Source organism: Streptomyces sedi (assembly GCF_006335015.1).
Classification (GTDB): domain Bacteria; phylum Actinomycetota; class Actinomycetes; order Streptomycetales; family Streptomycetaceae; genus Streptomyces; species Streptomyces sedi.
Map to the genome: position 1 here is coordinate 358,063 of NZ_VDGT01000004.1, position 15,768 is coordinate 373,830.

Sequence of the window (15,768 nt, forward strand, 5' to 3'; positions counted from 1 at the left end):
TCCCCGCCCCGCCGGGGCGGCCCGGTGGCCGGTCGTCGTCCGTGGGCCGCATCGGAGGCGATTTCGCCAACGTTCACCTTCCCGGCACCCGGGAGCAACGCGTTCGGGGGGAGTGGGCGGGAAGGTCGCGGGCATGAAGGCCATCAGAAGGTCGAGGGACACCGGAAGGCCGCTGGGCGCGCACCGGACGGGCGGCACCTGGCCGGGCAGCGTCGCGCGGGCGGAGGACCTCTTCGCCGGCTGCGTCCGGGAGTGCGCCGGGTACCTCAGCCGAGGCGTCCTGGGCGAGGCGGCCCCGGAGACCGGCCGGCTGGTCGCCGCCATCGGTGAGCTGGTGCGCGAACGGGCCGAGGTCGTGCCGTGCCCCGACCGTTCCTTCGCGGCGCTGCTGCGCGCCGGCGAGGCCGCGATACCCGCGGGACAGGTGCGCCTGGCGCGCCGCCTCGCGGACGCGGCCGTCGCGCTGCGCACCCGCTCCGGCGACGCCTGGCTGCTGCGCGGGCGCGCGCTCTCCGCCGACGGGCGCCTCGGCGAGGCCAGCGACGCCTACCGCCGCCACCGCGCCCTGGCCGAGACGGACGTCTCGGCGCAGGCGCCGCTGGCGCTGGCCCCCGAGCCGATGACGGTCGACGGGCTGCGCGAGTGGCTGGCCGGGCGCCGCGTCTGCGTGGTGGGCGGCGGCGAGGCCGTCGCCGCCAGCGGGCTCGGCTCCCGGATCGACGGCTACGACCTGGTGATGCGGCTCGACTCGCAGGTGCCGCACCCGCCGGGCACCGGCGAACGCACCGACCTGCACGCCGTCTCCCACGCCAGCGTCGGCCCTGGCTGGCGGCGCCGTGCCGAGGTGCGGCTGGTCTTCGGCGAACGCCCCGAGCAGTGGGCCGAGGCGGTCAGCCTGCGGCTGGTCCCCGGCGCGCAGAGCTACCTCGGCGACCGTTCGCTCAGCCACCCGGTGCGCGACCCCGCGCTGCTCGGCGAACCCCGCTGGGCCACCGACCCCACCACCGGGTTCTCGCTGCTCAGGCTCCTGGACCACCTCGACGTCAACCCGACGATCGACGTCGTCGGCCTGGCGCTCCCCGGCCAGCTGCGCCCCGAGGAGCACCACTGGCTGCGCACCCGCGCCACCTCCGGCGAGGGCCTGGTCACCAGCCTGCGCTGAGCCGCCGCTCCGCGCCCCGGCCCGCCCGGGGCGCGCGTTCAACGCCGGTGCGCCTCCCGCGCGCCGGCGTTCTCGCGCGCCGTGGCCAGGGTGGTGGCGGACGCGAACTCCCGCTGTTTCCACAGGGTGTGGAGAAGCGCGCGTTCCCGTTCGGCGAAGTCGCGCGGGACCCGGCCGCGCGTCGCCTCGCCCCGCAGCCCCGCCAACTCCGTCGCCGCGCGCTGGTAGTCGCCGAGCGCCCGCGCACCGGCCGCGCCGCGCGCCCGGCGTGCGGCCCTGCGCGCCCTCGCGCGCCCTCCGGGCGAGCCGAGCGCCGACGGCTCGCCGGGCGCCAGCCAGCCGGCCGCCACATAGTGGTTCAACGTGCGCCGCAGCAGGCGCAGTTCACGCCGTCGCACGGTCACGGCCACCCAGCAGAGGGCGGCCAGCACGGGGATCATCAGCAGCAGATAGACCGCGCTGAAGCGGAAGAAGCTCAGCGAGGTCGACGCGTTCCACAGCGAGTGCAGCGCCATCGCCAGGCCGAGCCCCACCAGCGGCAGCGCCAGCCGCCAGCGGCCCAGCCGCGGGCCCAGGACCACCGCCAGCCCGAAGCCGAGCCCGGCCAGCCCGCTGAAGAGCGGATGCGCGAACGGCGCCAGCAGCATCCGCACCACGAACGTCACCACCGTCGCCGAGTTCCACAGCCCCGACACCCCCAGCCGCTCGTCCTGGGCGAAGGCGTTGCCCAGATAGAGGATGTTCTCGGTGAACGCGAAGCCGGCGGCGGCACAGCCCGCCACGGCCAGTCCGAACAGCACCCCGTTGCCGCGTGGCGTCCCGCGCAGCCAGAGCACCAGCAGCGCGCCCGCCTTCGCCGTCTCCTCCACCATCGGCGCGATCACGGTCAGTTCGAGGGTGTCGGGCTTCGAGGGCGCCAGCCGCGCCGGCTCGCCCGTGAGCCAGGCGACGAGCAGCCCGTTGGCCGTCAGCGCGATCAGCGTCGCCACACACGCGCCCCAGCCGAACGCGAACAGCCACGACCGCCACCCCCACGGCGCGACCGTGCGCAGCCAGCGCGCCGCCAACACCACGAACGGCAGCGGCAGCGTCGCCAGGCCGAGCCCGACCAGGAACCCGCCGGTGCCCGTCTCGTCGTGGATCACCGCGCCGACCAGCAGCGCGCACAGGGACAGCAGGACGCAGACGACCAGAGCGGGAGGCCGGCGGGCGCCGAGAAGTGGGGGGAGCGAGAGGCGCACCCCACGACCCTACGGCCTGTCGCCGGCCCGACGCAGTCCCGAAGTCGTGAACCGGCCCGCTGGGCACGGCTCCCCGCCGTCGCTCAGGGCAGCCGGCGGAAGAGGAGGTCGCGGACGCGGTGGCCCTTGGCCAGGCCCTGCCGCTCGAAGCGGGTGAGCGGGCGGTGCGCCGGCCGGGGGGCGAAGCCGCCGTCGGGGGCGGTGTTGGCCAGCCCCTCGTGGCCGTTCAGCACCTCCAGCATCCACTCCGCGTAGGGCTCCCAGTCCGTCGCGCAGTGGAACGTCGCCCCGGGCGCCAGCCGTTCGGCGGCCAGCTCGACGAACGCCGGCTGGATCAGCCGCCGCTTGTGGTGCCGCGTCTTCGGCCAGGGGTCGGGGAAGAAGACCCGCAGCCCGGCCAGCGAACGGGCCGGCAGCATGTCGCGGAGCAGCAGGATCGCGTCCCCGTTGGCGACCCGCACGTTGTCGAGCCCGGCCTGGTCGGCGAGGCGCAGCAGATTGCCCTGGCCGGGGGTGTGCACGTCGGCGGCGAGCACCCCGGTCGCGGGGTCGGCGGCTGCCATCTCCGCCGTCGCCTCTCCCATGCCGAAGCCGATCTCCAGCACCACGGGCCGCCCGTCGAAGAGCGCGCCCGGGTCGAGAGGGGTGCGGCCGTCGATCTCCACCCCCCATCGCGGCCACAGCCGCAGCAGCGCCTGCCGCTGCGCGTGGGTGACCCGGCTGCGCCGGGGCTGGAAGCTGCGGATCGCCCGCTCGGTCGGCCCGCCCTCGGTCGGGTCGGCGGCGGGGCCGACGCCGGGCGGGAACATGCGGGGTCGCGCGTCGGCGGAGACGGCGGACGGCGCGCTGGAGGGATCGGACAGTGAATCGGACACAGTGCCCTCGATGGTACGGCGCGCCGGAACCGCGCGGGCGGGGAGGAACGTCGGACCCAGAAGGCGGGCGTCGAACCAGCCACGACGCTCCCGCGCGACCCGGCGCGTTGGCGCGCGTGGGGGCGCGTGGAGACGCCGACGACACCTACGCGACGGGGGGAGCCGCGGTGGCGGAGGGCGAGGACCGCATAGGAGTGGTGGCCGCGGTCGGAGTGGTGCTGTTGGCGCTGCTCACCGTCTCGGTGGTGGTGCTGACCAGGGAGGACGGCGACCCCGCCGAGGCCGGGGAGACGGAGGCCCCGCCGGACCGGCGGCCGACGCCCCCCGAGGAGCTGGCGCAACTCTGGGCGGCGCCCGCGGTGTTGGCGCCGGTGACCGGGGCGGGCGCCGACGTGATCCGGGTCTGGCCACACGACGGGACGGTGACGGTCGTGACGGCCGGCGCGGTGCGCGGCTACCGGACCGTCGACGGCCGCGAGACCTGGGACGCCGACGCGCCCCCCGGCGCCGGCGCCCCGTGCGCCGCCGCGCCCCGCGCCAACGCCGCGGGCGAGGGCGCCGTGCTCTACGAGGACGCGGACGGCGGCTGCTCGGTGCTGGCCCTGGTGGACGGCGAACGGGGAGAGCTGCGCTGGTGGCGCCAGTTGGCCGCCGGCGACGAGCCGGTCGGGGCGGCCGGCGTGACCGTGGCCGTCGGACGGGAGACGGTCTCCGTCGGGCTGTCGGGGGACGGCGCGCCCCAGGCGTTCCACCGGTTGGCCGTCGCGGACGGCGCGACCTCGCCGCTGCCCAGGCCGCCCGAGCGGGCCGAGGCGGAGTGCCGGCCCGAGCTGCGGCAGCCCGTGACCGTGCGGCAGCGCGGCAACCGGCTGCTGGTGCTCAGCCAGTGCCGGGGCGCGCCGGGCACCCGGGAGCTGAGCGTGCACGACGCCGACTCCGGCGCCTGGGAGTGGAGCCACGAGACGGCGCCGGGCGCCGAGCTGGACCTGCGCGAGGTGGTGGCGGGCGACCCGGTGGTGCTGGTCGAGGGGCGGGGCGCGGAGGCGGGGTTGGTCGCCTACGGCGAGACCGGCCAGGAGCTGTGGCGCCTCCCGTTGGGCTCGACCGGCGAGGAGACGGCCGACGAGGAGACGGCTGACGAGCGGCCCCAGGACGGGAACGGGAACGGGGGCGGAGGCGGGGAGCGGGAGCCGACCCCCGGGCCGCTGCCGGGGGCGCACTCCGTCGTGGCGGGGGAGGTGCTGGTCACCCGCTACCAGCCGGCGCCGGACGCCGAGGTGCCGGCGGACATCTGGCTGTTGGCCGGCTACGAACTGGCCACGGGCGAGCGCCGCTGGACCGTCGAACTCGCCGCCGACACCCAGCCGCTGGGCCTGAACGAGGTGGGCGAGCCGCTGCTCGCCGAGCCGACCGAGGGGGACCGGCTGCGCGTGCGGACGCTGGACCCCGCCACCGGCGAGATCTCGACGGACGGCTCGGTCGCGCTCTCGCCGGACCGCGCCTACGACCACCAGTTCGCCGCGTTCGACGAGAACCAGCTCTACCTGCTCACGGCCATGGCCGCCCCGACCCCGAAGCTACGCCTCCACGCCTACGAACGGTGACCGTTCACCGCCCTCCGGGGCCCCGGAGGGCCACCGGTCTGTGCCGGTGTCATGTGCCCGGTCATGCCGGAGTGGCGAGGAGCGGGCGGGCCTGCTCCTGAAGCTCTTTGACCAGCGGCTCGTCACCGTACGGAGCCAACCGGTGGAGCAGGTTGCGGACATAGTCCGTCGTCCTGGCCGAGGATATCCGCCCGGCCACCTGCACCGCGCGGGAGCCCGCGGCGCACGCCGCGTCCAGGTTCCCCGACTCCAGCTCGGCCACGGCCGCCACCACCAGCCGCAGCCCGTGCGAGCGCACGAACTCCTCCGTGGGCTCCGAGAGCGCCTGCTCGGTGAAGTGCCGCACCTGGCCGGGCACCTTGAGGTCGATGTAGCACTCGGCGGCGTCGGCGGCCAGCCGGTCGTAGGCGTAGAAGTCGAGCCACCCCGGGTCGCCGTCGCCCTCCCGGGAACGCTCAAGCCAGCTCTCCGCCGCGGACAGCGCGGCGCCGCAGCCCGGCGCGTCGTGCGCCTTGGCCAACGCCCGCGCCTCCACCAGGTGGAAGAAGCTCATGGTCCGCGCCGTCGCCAGCGAGCGGTTCCGCTCCAGCGCCGCCTGCGCCAGGTCGACGCCCTCGTCGGCGAAGCCGCGGTAGGTCGCCTGGAGCGACATCGACGCCAGCACATAGCCGCCGAGCGGCACGTCCGCCGCCGCCCTGGCCAGCCGCAACGCCTGGATGTAGTACCGCTGCGCCGCCTCCTGCTGCCCGGTGTCGAAGGCCATCCACCCGGCCAGCCGCGTCAACTCGGCCGTCGCGCGGAAGAGCGAACGGCCCACGTCGTCCGCGTAGCTGCCGAGCAGCAGCGGCGCCGCGTCCGTGCGCAGGCACTCCGGCACCATCGACGAACGCCAGTCGCCTCCCCCGTACTTGGAGTCCCAGCGCCTGGCCTCCTCGGCCGCCTCGCGCAGCTTGGAGACGTCCGTGTGCCCGACGCGGCCGGCGGCGGACGGGCCCTGCGCGGGGGTCGCCCGGCCGACATAGGCGTCGGCCGGGGTGATCAGCCACCGCGAGACCGGGGTCGCGTACGCGGCGACCGTGAAGGATCCCGCCAGCGACTGCCAGATGCCTTTGCCAGGGGCAACATCGAGGCGATACAACTCCGTCGCCGAGTCGACGGCCCCGCGCACGTCGCGCGGAAAGGCCAGCCCGACCTCGGGCGCCGGATCCGTGTCCGCCAGGCCGATCTCGTGCAGCGGGACCCGGCGTCCCAGCTTGCTGCTGATGGCCGCCGCGATCAGATGGGGGGCGGCCCCCTGGGGGATCATCCCCTTCGTCACCCATCGGGCCACCGATGTCTTGTCGTAGCGCAGCGTCAAGCCCCGCTGCGCCCCGAGGTCGTTGACCCGACGGGCCAGCCCGGCGTTACTGATCCCCGCGAGGGCGAGAACCGCGCCCAGCTTCTCGTTCGGCCCGCGTTGCTCCCTGGACATGCGCGCACCCCTGACACACCAACGGCAGCCCCGCGACCAGCGCAGGGCATTCCCGTGCCTCCGCGAACCCAGCGTAGTTCGCCGCCTGCTCACCGTTAAGGGGGTGGATGCCGGTTGGCGGGATTATGTCCGTACCCCCGTACGAGCGCCGTTCGGCCGGGAGACCGTGCTCCCGGCATGTGGCCGTGCGCCCGGGTGTGCGCTCTGGGCAGTTTCGGAGGGGAGCGCTTCCATGTTTCCGCGTGGGTCGGCCCGCTGCCCCGAAGGTCGGCGGGTCGGGGGAAGCCGTCGTCTCATTCCCCGCGGACGGCGGTGTGGTCCGGGAGACAGCCAGCGTCTCCCGGACCGCAAGCTCTCCCGAGGTGCGTGACGCTTGATCAACAAGCTTGCCGTCACCAGACTTTGGCCGAAAACAAACGTCGTCTCCGGCGGCGGGACAGAGAGTTCGGCGGGCCTTCCCAGGGCATCCGCCGCGTCCGAGGTAGTTCGCCACACAGGCGAACTACCTCCCCGGTATGCCCCGCATCCGTCCCTCCCATGGCAGCATTGGCCTTGACACCTACGCGACGGCACCGGTCCGCCGGGACCACAGGGCCCGTAAACACAGTGGGGGGAGGCGCCGATGCGGTGGTTGGTCGGGTGGAGCGGGGCGTCCGCCAGCGCGGCCAGAGACATCCAGCCGTTGGGGGCCCAACTCCTGTGGGACGGCCCCGATCCGCTCTGGGCCGTCGGCGACTGGCGGCCCGACGAGATCCGTCTCGTCTACGGCGACGGGGACACCCATCTCGCCGTCTTCGGCTACTGCGGCGCGGACGACGCCACCCTGCGCCGGGCGCTGGTCTCCGCGCGCGCCGGCGCGCTCCGTCAACTCACGACCTGGCCGGGCAGTTACACCGCCGTCGCCCGCTTCGGGCGGCGCACGGTGATCCCCGCCGACCTGGCGGGCAACCGCCCCGTCTTCCACACCGACTGGGCCGGCGGCACCGCCTACGCCACGGCCGCCCTGCCCCTGGCCGACCTCACCGAGGCGCAGCTGGACGTCGGCCACCTCGCGGCCCTGCTCGCCTGCCCCGAGTCGCCGGAGGCGATCGGCGACGGCACGCCCTACGACGGCGTCAGCCGCGTCCCGCCCGGCCACGCGCTGCTGCTGCGCGAGGGCGGCAGCCGCGACATCTCCGACTACGAGCCGACCCAGTCCCTGGTCGTCGCCGCGCCCCCGCTGGAGCGCGAGGCGGCGGTCGCCGGGGTGCGGGAGGCGCTGGTCGAGGCCGTCCGCACCCGGCTCGCCGCGCCCCGGCACGCCCCCGCCAGGGACGCGGGACCGGTCCCCGGGATGGGCCCCGCCGACCGCAGGGCCGCCCGTTCCGGCCGTGAGCCGGCGCCCGGCGTCGGCGCGGACCTCTCCGGCGGCAGCGCCTCCGCCACCCTGGCGCTGCTCGCCGCCGGACTGCCGGGAATGCCCGGCACGGTCTACGGCACCGGCGCCACCCAGGCCGGCGAGCGCCTGCTCGCCGTCACCTTCAACGACCTGCCGCAGCTGGCGGGGCCCGCGGCCGGCGCGCGCGCCTCCGAGTTGGAACGCGCCCGCGCCATAGGGGAGAACCCCCGGCTCCACCACGTGGTGGTCGCCGGCGGCGACGACGCGCTGCCCTTCGGCGACCTGGAGTCGGGCCCGCTCACCGACGAGCCGGGGCCCTCCCTGGTCGGCGCCGCCGGCCACCGCCACCGGCTCTCCGCCGGCAGCGCCGACCACCTCATCGGCAACGGCGCCAGGGAGGTCCTGGACGCCCACCCCGCCCGCCTCGCCGACCTGGTGCTGGACCGCCGCAGACGCCATCTGCTGCGCCCCGCCACGGCGTTGGCCAAGGCGACCGGCGGGGGCGGCCGTTCGGTGCTCGTCCCGTTCACCGTCTACCGCGCGGCCAGGCGGCTGGCCCGCACCCCGTACCACGAGGGGCTGAGCAGCGCCGCCGTGCTGCTGCGCCAGCCGCCCGAGGAGAGCCCCCTCGCCGACGGCGCGTTGGGCGCCTCGCTCGCCGCGCTGGCCTGGTGCCGGCCGGGCCCCGCGGCCCGCTGGCTGACCGGGGAGGCGCTCGCGGAAGTATCGATTCGGCTCGACGCGGTGGCCGCGAGCCCCCGCAGCGCGATGATGGCCGGCCGCCCGGGGGTGCGCAGGGCCCGCGCCGTGCTCGCCAGGCACGCCGCCGACCAGCGGGTCTTCGAGCAGGCCACCGAGCTGCGCCACCAGCGGCTGCACGCCCCGTTCTACGACAACCAGGTGGTCCGCGCCTGTCAGGCGCTGCCCGAGAGCGTGCGCGTGCAACCCGGGGCGCGCGCCGATGTGTTGCGCGCCGTGCTGGACGGCGCGGGCGTCCGCGACCTGCCCCCCGGCTGGGGCGCGACCGGCGCCACCGCGCACCACGAGACCCTGCGCGCCGGGCTCACCGCCCATGTCGGGCCGCTCGTCGACCTCTTCGACGCGCCGCTGCTCGCCGACGCGGGACTCGTCGAGGCCCGCGTCGTCCGCAAGGCCCTGCGCGCCGCCTCGCAGGGCGAGCCGCTGGCGCTCGACGGCCTCGCCGAGCTGGTCTCCGTCGAGCTGTGGCTGCGCCGTCTGCTGCTGCGGCGCGGCTCCTGCTGGACCGCCGAGGGGCACCACGACCCCCGCGCGGTCACCAGCGGCGTCACCCCCTGACGCCCCGGGCGTGCTCCCCGAGGGAACGTGCCCCTCAGCCGCAGACGATCCGGCTCTCGGCCCAGTCCGCCAGGGCCAACGCGCCCAGGGCGCCCCGGGGTTCGACGTCCAGCCGCAGCTCCTTCACGCCGTTCAACGGAACGGTCAGCGGCATCGCGGGCTCCCCGGCGGCGATCTCGGGAGAGCGCCACAGCTCGGCGCCGTCGCCGTACACCGAGAACACGGCCGCGCCGATCCCCTGGCTCAGGTCGTCGATGCCGACCAGCGCCGAGTAGTTCAGGCAGGCGGCGTTCAGGTCGATGACCACCGAGGACGAACTCGGCACCGTCACCCCGTGCGGATACTCGACGCCGCCGACGCTCAGCCGCTCCCGTTGCCAGAGCGGGGTGCTGTCGGCCAGCCGCACCGTGGGCTCGTCCCGGGCGCCCCACAGGTCGAAGGCCAACTCGTGCAGCTCGTACGGCGCGGCGGGCACGGCGGGGGGCGGCGTCGGCTCCGGTTCGGGTTCCGGCTCCGGTTCGGGTGCGGGCTCCGGTTCCGGCGTTGGTTCGGGCTCTGGCTCTGGCTCTGGAGTCGGTTCCGGCTCTGGTTCCGGCTCCGGTTCGGGTTCCGGTGTCGGTTCGGGCTCTGGCTCTGGCTCTGGCGTCGGTTCCGGCTCCGGTTCGGGTGCGGGCTCCGGCTCCGGTGCCGGCACGGCCGGCGGTTTGGCGTCCGCCGCCTCCGGCGGGGCCTTCGGCTCCGGCTCGCCACCCATCATGGCCAGCGCCAGGGCCGCCGCCACCGCCGTCGCCACCACCCCGGAGACCACGCCCGCCTTGACCGGCGCTCCCAGCCCCTCGCTCACCGCGCCGCCCGCGCCGGCACCGCCACCCGCGCCGGCGCCCGCGGCACCCGCACCCGCGCCCGCGCCCGCGCCCGCGGCCCCCGACCACAGCAGCCCGCCCTTCGCGCCCGCGTCGGCGGCGAACCACCCCACGAACGCGACCGGCAGCAGCGCTCCGATGTTCTCGTTGACCGCCCGCACCTCGACGGCGGCCGAGGCACAGCGCTGGCACTCCTCCAGATGCCGGCGGAGCCCGCGCTCCGCCCGGGTGCGCAGCCCACCCCTGGCGTAGGCCCCGAGCCGCTCCGCGTAGCTCGCGCACTCGCCGCCCTCGGTCAGCGTCCGGCTCACATGCTCCTGGAGGAACGCCTGCCGCAGCCCCTCGCGCGCCCGGTGCGCCAGCACCGCGGTCGCGTTGGGCGTCAGCCCCAGCAGCGGCGCCACCTCGCGCGGCGACGCCTCCTCGACCGCGGTGTGCCAGAGCACCGTCTGCCAGCGCTCCGGCAGCGAGCGGAACGCCCGCACCGCCATGCTGCGTTCCGCCTCGCGCATCGCCCGCACCTCGGCGGGCGACTCCTCGGCACCGGGGCGTCCGTCCCTGGTCGCCGCCTCCGACAGCGCGAACACCGCGAAGTCCTCGACCAGTTGCTCCCGTCGGGTGGTGCGCGCCCACTCGGCGGCGACCCGGCGCACCGACGTCAACAGGTAGGCGCGCACCGCCGTTCGCGGCCCGGCGCCGCCCCGCACCGCCTGGAGGGTGGCGGCGAACACCTCGTTGGTCAGGTCGTCCGCCGTGTCCGCGTCCCGGCAGCAGGTGCGTGCGTACCGGCGCACGGACTCGGCATGGCGCCGGTACAACTCGTCGTACGCTCCCGGCTCGCCCCGACGCATCCGGTCGATCAGTTCGAGGTCGGCCGTTCCCGAGCGCTCCTCGCGCTGGCGGGGCACGGTGGACTCCTCGGAGAGTTCGCTCCGACCGTCAAAGTCCATGTGACCGGCCCCCGTTGTCCTCGTGGCTCCCGCGCCGCGTACGCGGGTGTCAGCACCGACGACAGGCTGTCATGACCGCACTCCGGGGAGGAGAGGGCACCCCGCAAACCACCCTTTCGGGCGGTGTACAGGGTGCCCTCGCTGTTCAAGAGGCGCCCGGTGGTCCCACCGGGCGCGCACCCGCCGGCGCGTCTCCCGGCGCGCGAGCCCGGCACGCCACGCGTGCGCCCGTCAGCGCTCGCCGGGACGCAGGCCCTGGAGCAGTATCTCCAACAGCCGCGCCTCGGCCGCCGTCTGCCGCGCGGGATCGTCCAGCCGCGGCGGCGTCGTCGCTATCACCAACAGCAGGTCAGCCACGGTCACATCGGCGCGCAGCTGCCCTGCCGCCCGGGTGCGCTCCACCAACTGCTCGACGGCCGCCAGCAGTTCGCCCGACTCGGCCGGCACATCCTCCGCCTCGTCGGGCACCACCGCCCGCGCCGCCCCGGCCGCCGCCCCCGGCGCCGCCGGAAGAGTCCGCTGCGGCGGCACCCGCTCCCCGCGCCCGCCGGCCGACAGCAGCTCGGGCGGCAGCAACCGCCCCGCGCCCGCCGCCGCCGAACGCTGCACGAACCCGGCCAGCGCGTGCCACGGCTCGTCCTCGACGGCCAGCGCCTCCCTGGCCCGCTCGGTCAGCCGCAGGGTCTCCTCGGCCGCGATGTGCCGGACCAGCGCCTCCTTGTTGGGGAACCGCCGGTAGACCGTCCCCACACCGACCCGTGCCCGGCGGGCGACCTCCTCCATCGGGGCTCCGTACCCCTGCTCGCCGAAGACGGCCCGCGCCGCGCTCAGCACATGGCGCAGATTCCGCTGCGCGTCGACGCGCAGCGGCGCCGAACGCCGCTGACCCTCCTGCCAGCGGCCGTTCGCCACCGGGCTCGACTTCTCTCCGGTCTCACGGCCGTCGGCCGACTCCTTGACACGCATGTGACCCCCCGAAGCCCACCCGCGCGCCGCGCGGCCGGGCAAGTCCTTCGAGGAAGCGGTCGATCCACTTCCCCCGTGCAACACGTCCTCGTCGGTGCTTCTGGTTCTCCGAACCTCCGACGGCACCCTAGGCCGCCCCACTGACACCCCCGTCCCTCGCCGAACGAGCCGACACCCCACCGACCGCGCCGGGCCGCGACACCGCGGGCCGCGCGCACCGCGACCGCCGGAGAACGCCCCCGGACGGAGCCCCTCGAACGGAGACGTCCTGCGTACGACCTGTGGACAAAACTCCGTCCCGCGGTGCCTCATGGTCGTGTGACCAAGCACACCGCGCACATCGTCGTGGCCGGCGGCGGCTACGTCGGCCTGTACTCGGCCCGCCGCCTCCAACGTCGGCTGCGACGCGAGCTGCGCGGCGGTGACATACGGATCACCGTGGTCAGCCCCGATCCCTACATGACCTACCAGCCGTTCCTTCCGGAGGCGGCGGCCGGCTCTCTCTCCCCTCGCCACGTCGTCGTTCCCCTGCGCCGGGTGCTCCCGCACTGCCGGTTCCTGCCCGGTGAGGTCGTCGGCGCCGATCCCGTGACGCGCACCGTGATGGTCCGCACGGCGGCCGAGTCCGACGCGTCCGGCGAACCCCTCCGGCTGGAATACGACGAGCTTGTGCTGGCCCCCGGTTCCATCTCACGCACTCTCCCCGTGCCCGGTCTCGCCGAGCACGGCGTCGGCTTCAAGAACATCGAGGAGGCGATCGGCCTGCGCAACCATGTGCTTGAGCAACTCGACATCGCCTCCTCCACCAGGGACTCCACCGCGCGGGACGCCGCCCTGACCTTCGTCTTCGTCGGCGGTGGCTACGCCGGGGTCGAGGCGCTGGCCGAGCTGGAGGACATGGCGCGATACGCCTGCCGTTACTACCCCAACATCCGCCCGGACGAACCGCGTTGGCTACTGGTCGAGGCCAGCGACCGCATCCTCCCCGAGGTGGGGCCCGAAATGGGAGCCCACGCGTTGCGCGAGCTTCGCGGGCGCAACATCGACGTTCGGCTCAACACCCGCCTGGTCAGCTGCGAGGACCGCGTCGCCATCCTCGACGACGGTTCACGCCACCCGGCCCGCACCCTGGTCTGGACCACGGGAGTCAAGCCCCACCCCGTCCTCGCCGACTGCGGCGTCCCCCTCGACGAGGCGGGCCGCGTCCGCTGCGAACCCGATCTGCGGGTCACCGGCGTCCCCCATGTCTGGGCCGCCGGCGACGCGGCAGCCGTCCCCGACCTCGCCGCGACCGCCGAACCGGCGGAGGCCGCCGGCACCGAGCAGCGGAGGCGTTCGGGAACCACCGCGGACAAGCCGTCACACCCCGATGCGCCCCGCGCCCGTTCCCCGCGCTCCGGCGCGCGGACTCCGATGTGCGCCCCCAACGCCCAACACGCGGTCCGTCAGGCCCGCACCCTCGCCGACAACCTTGTCGCCACCCTCGAAGACCGGCCGACCACCGACTACCGACACCGCCAGGGCGGCTCCGTCGCCTCACTCGGCCTGCACCGGGGCGTCGCACGCGTATACGGCCGAAAACTCAAGGGACTCAACGCCTGGCTGCTCCACCGCGTCTACCACCTCGGGCGGATGCCCACGGGGAACCGCAAGGCGCGCGTCCTCGCCGAATGGGCCCTTGCGGGATTGTTCAAACGTGAGATCGTCTCACTCGGCTCGCTGGAACACCCGCGAGCCGAGTTCGAGCTGGCAGCCGACCCCGACCGCCGCCGAAAGCGCCCCTGAGGCCACGCCCACGGGTCCGACCCGACCCCCGACCGTGTGACCATGGGTGGGACGCCGCTCACCCAAGAGTAAGAAGACAGACGACTCCCGGAACGAATCGGATCGGAACGCTGTGAATTTGACGCGCTGGGGAATCCGGCTGCCCGGAGCACAGCGCCGCCACGGCGCCACCGACGGACGCTCCCCGGCACCGGCCGGCGCCGGCAAGGAGCCGGCGGCCTCCGTCCCGGCGGCCAGGGCCGAGCCCCGTGAGCCGGCCGCCAGGGCCCCGTCGGCCGGCGGCCCCGGCGTCGACGCCCTCGCCGTGCACGAGCTGCTCGGCCAGGTCCCCGCACCGGTCGCCGTCGTCCACGGCCCCGACCACCGAGTCGCCTACGTCAACGAGGCGTACGCCGCGCTCTTCGGCACCCGCCAGCCGGGCGTCCCGGCCCGCGAGTCCCTCACCGAGCTGGTGGAGCTCGGCCTGCTCCCCCTGATGGACCAGGTCCAACGCAGCGGCACCCCGCGCACCATGAAGTCCCGCAGCGTCCCGGGCGACACCCGCGACAGCCACTTCACCTTCACCTGCACCCCGATCCGCCTCACCGGCCCCGACGGCGGCGCCGCCCAGCGCGGGGTGCTGGTCTTCGCCGCCGACATCACCGACCAGGTCGTCGCGGCCACACGCCTCAGGGAGAGCGAGAGCGAACAGCGCGCCGCCGCCGTCACCCTCCAACGCAGCCTGCTCCCGCAGAAGTTGGAGCAGCCGGACGACCTCAGGGTCGCCGCCGTCTACCAACCGGGCGGCCTGGAGGCCGCCGTCGGCGGCGACTGGTACGACGTGATCACCCTCGGCGCCGGCCGCACCGCCGTGGTCATCGGCGACGTGATGGGCCGCGGCGTGCGCGCCGCCGCTGTCATGGGCCAGCTCCGCACCGCCGTCCGCGCCTACGCCAAGCTCGACCTGCCGCCGCACGAGGTGCTCGGCCTCCTCGACGGACTGGCCGCCGACATCGACGCCAGCCAGATCGCCACCTGCGTCTACGCCGTCTACGACCCCAACGAGGCCAGCCTCACCTACGCCTCGGCCGGCCATCTCCCGGCGCTGATCCGCGAGGCGGACGGCACGGTCCACCGCGTGACCGACCCGACCGGGCCGCCGCTGGGCACCGGCGGCTGGATCCACGCCTCCGGCACCGTCCCCTTCCGCCCCGGCGCGCAGGCCGTCCTCTACACCGACGGTCTGGTGGAACGCCGCGACGCCGACATCGACGTCGGCCTCGGCGCCCTGGAACGCGCGTTGGCCGGCGCGGGCGACAGCCCCGGCATCACCTGCCACCGCCTGCTGCGCGCCCTCGACATCACCGAGGACCACGACGACGACGTCGCCGTGCTCGTTCTCACCTGCCCCGAGCGCCACGGCGAGGAGGCCGACCTCTTCCGGGGCGCCGCCCTCGACCTGCTCGGCGGCATCGAGGCCGCGCCCCGCGCCCGCGCCTTCGCGGACGGGGTGCTGGCCAGCTGGCGCTTCCCCGAGGAGCTGAGGGAGTGGGGAGTGCTGGCCACCAGCGAACTCGTCGCCAACTCCCTCAAACACGGCCGCGCCCCCATGCGCCTGCGGCTGCGCCGCACCGACCGCCGGCTGATCGTCGAGGTGACGGACGGGGACGAGCACCTGCCCCGCCGCCAGCAGGTCGAACCGGCCGATGAGGCGGGCCGCGGCATCGCCCTGGTGGCCACCATCGCGGCCGAGTGGGGAGCCCGCCGACTCCCCGAGGGAGGAAAGGCGGTCTGGGCGGAGTTCGCCCTCCCCGACGCGAGTTGACGCCGTAGGGGGGACCACGTAAGGTTCCTCAAGCGCTCGTCAAGGGCGCACTCTGCCGCCATGTGTGGCACCCACTTCGTGTGAACCTGATTCCCGGTGAGGGTCTGCTTCGGCTTGTCCGAGGTATGTCCGAATTGGGGTTCCGGAGCCCGGATTTGGAATTCGGGCGGGGTTGGTTCTAAAGTAGTGGACACAGCGAAGGGAACGCCCGGAGGGCCCTGAGAAGGGTTTGAAGGAAGCGTCCGTTCCTTGAGAACTCAACAGCGTGCCAAAAGTCAATGCCAGATTTTTGAGTTATTTGCGAGGATGTTCGAGCATCTTTGTGGGTGACATCTTTTGATGAAGCATTCAC

The 15,768-nt window shown here is 74.9% G+C and carries 10 protein-coding genes; 5 read left to right on the forward strand and 5 right to left on the reverse strand.

The features are described 5' to 3' along the window. The first annotated feature begins 133 nt into the window (after positions 1-133). Positions 134-1,162, forward strand: coding sequence for a tetratricopeptide repeat protein (locus FH715_RS08245; protein WP_139642284.1), 1,029 nt, complete (start codon positions 134-136; stop codon positions 1,160-1,162). Between the two features lie 38 nt (positions 1,163-1,200). Here FH715_RS08245 and FH715_RS08250 read toward each other — a convergent pair whose 3' ends face one another. Together FH715_RS08250 and trmB are read right to left on the reverse strand one after the other, a co-directional pair. Further along, positions 1,201-2,403 (reverse strand): PrsW family intramembrane metalloprotease, encoded by a 1,203-nt coding sequence (locus FH715_RS08250; RefSeq protein ID WP_139642286.1) that lies wholly within the window; start codon positions 2,401-2,403, stop codon positions 1,201-1,203. An 83-nt stretch (positions 2,404-2,486) separates the two neighbouring features. Then, positions 2,487-3,212, reverse strand: a complete 726-nt coding sequence (gene trmB / locus FH715_RS08255; protein WP_139642348.1) for a tRNA (guanosine(46)-N7)-methyltransferase TrmB — start codon at positions 3,210-3,212, stop codon at positions 2,487-2,489. Between the two features lie 182 nt (positions 3,213-3,394). Between trmB and FH715_RS08260 the strand changes: the two genes are divergently transcribed. Beyond that, positions 3,395-4,882: a PQQ-binding-like beta-propeller repeat protein gene (locus tag FH715_RS08260; RefSeq protein WP_139642288.1), complete on the forward strand. Its 1,488-nt coding sequence runs from the start codon at positions 3,395-3,397 to the stop codon at positions 4,880-4,882. 61 nt (positions 4,883-4,943) lie between these two features. On the opposite strand, the gene FH715_RS08265 is transcribed toward FH715_RS08260, so the two are convergent. Next, a complete protein-coding gene (locus FH715_RS08265) occupies positions 4,944-6,353 on the reverse strand; it encodes an NsdA family TPR-like regulatory protein (protein ID WP_139642290.1) in 1,410 nt (469 codons plus the stop codon). Positions 6,354-6,975: 622 nt separating this feature from the next. On the opposite strand from FH715_RS08265, the gene FH715_RS08270 reads away from it, so the two are divergent. After that, positions 6,976-9,048 carry an asparagine synthase-related protein gene (locus FH715_RS08270; protein ID WP_139642292.1) on the forward strand — a complete coding sequence of 691 codons (2,073 nt, stop codon included), beginning with the start codon at positions 6,976-6,978 and terminating at the stop codon, positions 9,046-9,048. Between the two features lie 34 nt (positions 9,049-9,082). On the opposite strand, the gene FH715_RS08275 is transcribed toward FH715_RS08270, so the two are convergent. Both FH715_RS08275 and FH715_RS08280 read right to left on the reverse strand, forming a co-directional pair. Next, positions 9,083-10,861 (reverse strand): sigma-70 family RNA polymerase sigma factor, encoded by a 1,779-nt coding sequence (locus FH715_RS08275; protein ID WP_139642293.1) that lies wholly within the window; start codon positions 10,859-10,861, stop codon positions 9,083-9,085. A gap of 231 nt (positions 10,862-11,092) precedes the next feature. Next, complete coding sequence (locus tag FH715_RS08280; protein WP_139642295.1) at positions 11,093-11,827, reverse strand: helix-turn-helix domain-containing protein; 735 nt, start codon at positions 11,825-11,827, stop codon at positions 11,093-11,095. Between the two features lie 318 nt (positions 11,828-12,145). Between FH715_RS08280 and FH715_RS08285 the strand changes: the two genes are divergently transcribed. Together FH715_RS08285 and FH715_RS08290 are read left to right on the forward strand one after the other, a co-directional pair. Beyond that, positions 12,146-13,612, forward strand: a complete 1,467-nt coding sequence (locus tag FH715_RS08285; RefSeq protein ID WP_342782165.1) for an NAD(P)/FAD-dependent oxidoreductase — start codon at positions 12,146-12,148, stop codon at positions 13,610-13,612. Positions 13,613-13,724: 112 nt separating this feature from the next. Then, positions 13,725-15,416 (forward strand): ATP-binding SpoIIE family protein phosphatase, encoded by a 1,692-nt coding sequence (locus FH715_RS08290; protein WP_139642299.1) that lies wholly within the window; start codon positions 13,725-13,727, stop codon positions 15,414-15,416. Positions 15,417-15,768: the final 352 nt, after the last annotated feature.

Excerpts from the sequence above, each read along its gene's own strand:
- FH715_RS08245 (WP_139642284.1), top strand. The coding sequence starts at position 134 with ATGAAGGCCATCAGAAGGTCGAGGGACACCGGAAGGCCGCTGGGCGCG.
- trmB (WP_139642348.1), bottom strand. The coding sequence starts at position 3,212 with ATGTTCCCGCCCGGCGTCGGCCCCGCCGCCGACCCGACCGAGGGCGGG.
- FH715_RS08265 (WP_139642290.1), bottom strand. The coding sequence starts at position 6,353 with ATGTCCAGGGAGCAACGCGGGCCGAACGAGAAGCTGGGCGCGGTTCTC.
- FH715_RS08270 (WP_139642292.1), top strand. The coding sequence starts at position 6,976 with ATGCGGTGGTTGGTCGGGTGGAGCGGGGCGTCCGCCAGCGCGGCCAGA.
- FH715_RS08275 (WP_139642293.1), bottom strand. The coding sequence starts at position 10,861 with ATGGACTTTGACGGTCGGAGCGAACTCTCCGAGGAGTCCACCGTGCCC.
- FH715_RS08280 (WP_139642295.1), bottom strand. The coding sequence starts at position 11,827 with ATGCGTGTCAAGGAGTCGGCCGACGGCCGTGAGACCGGAGAGAAGTCG.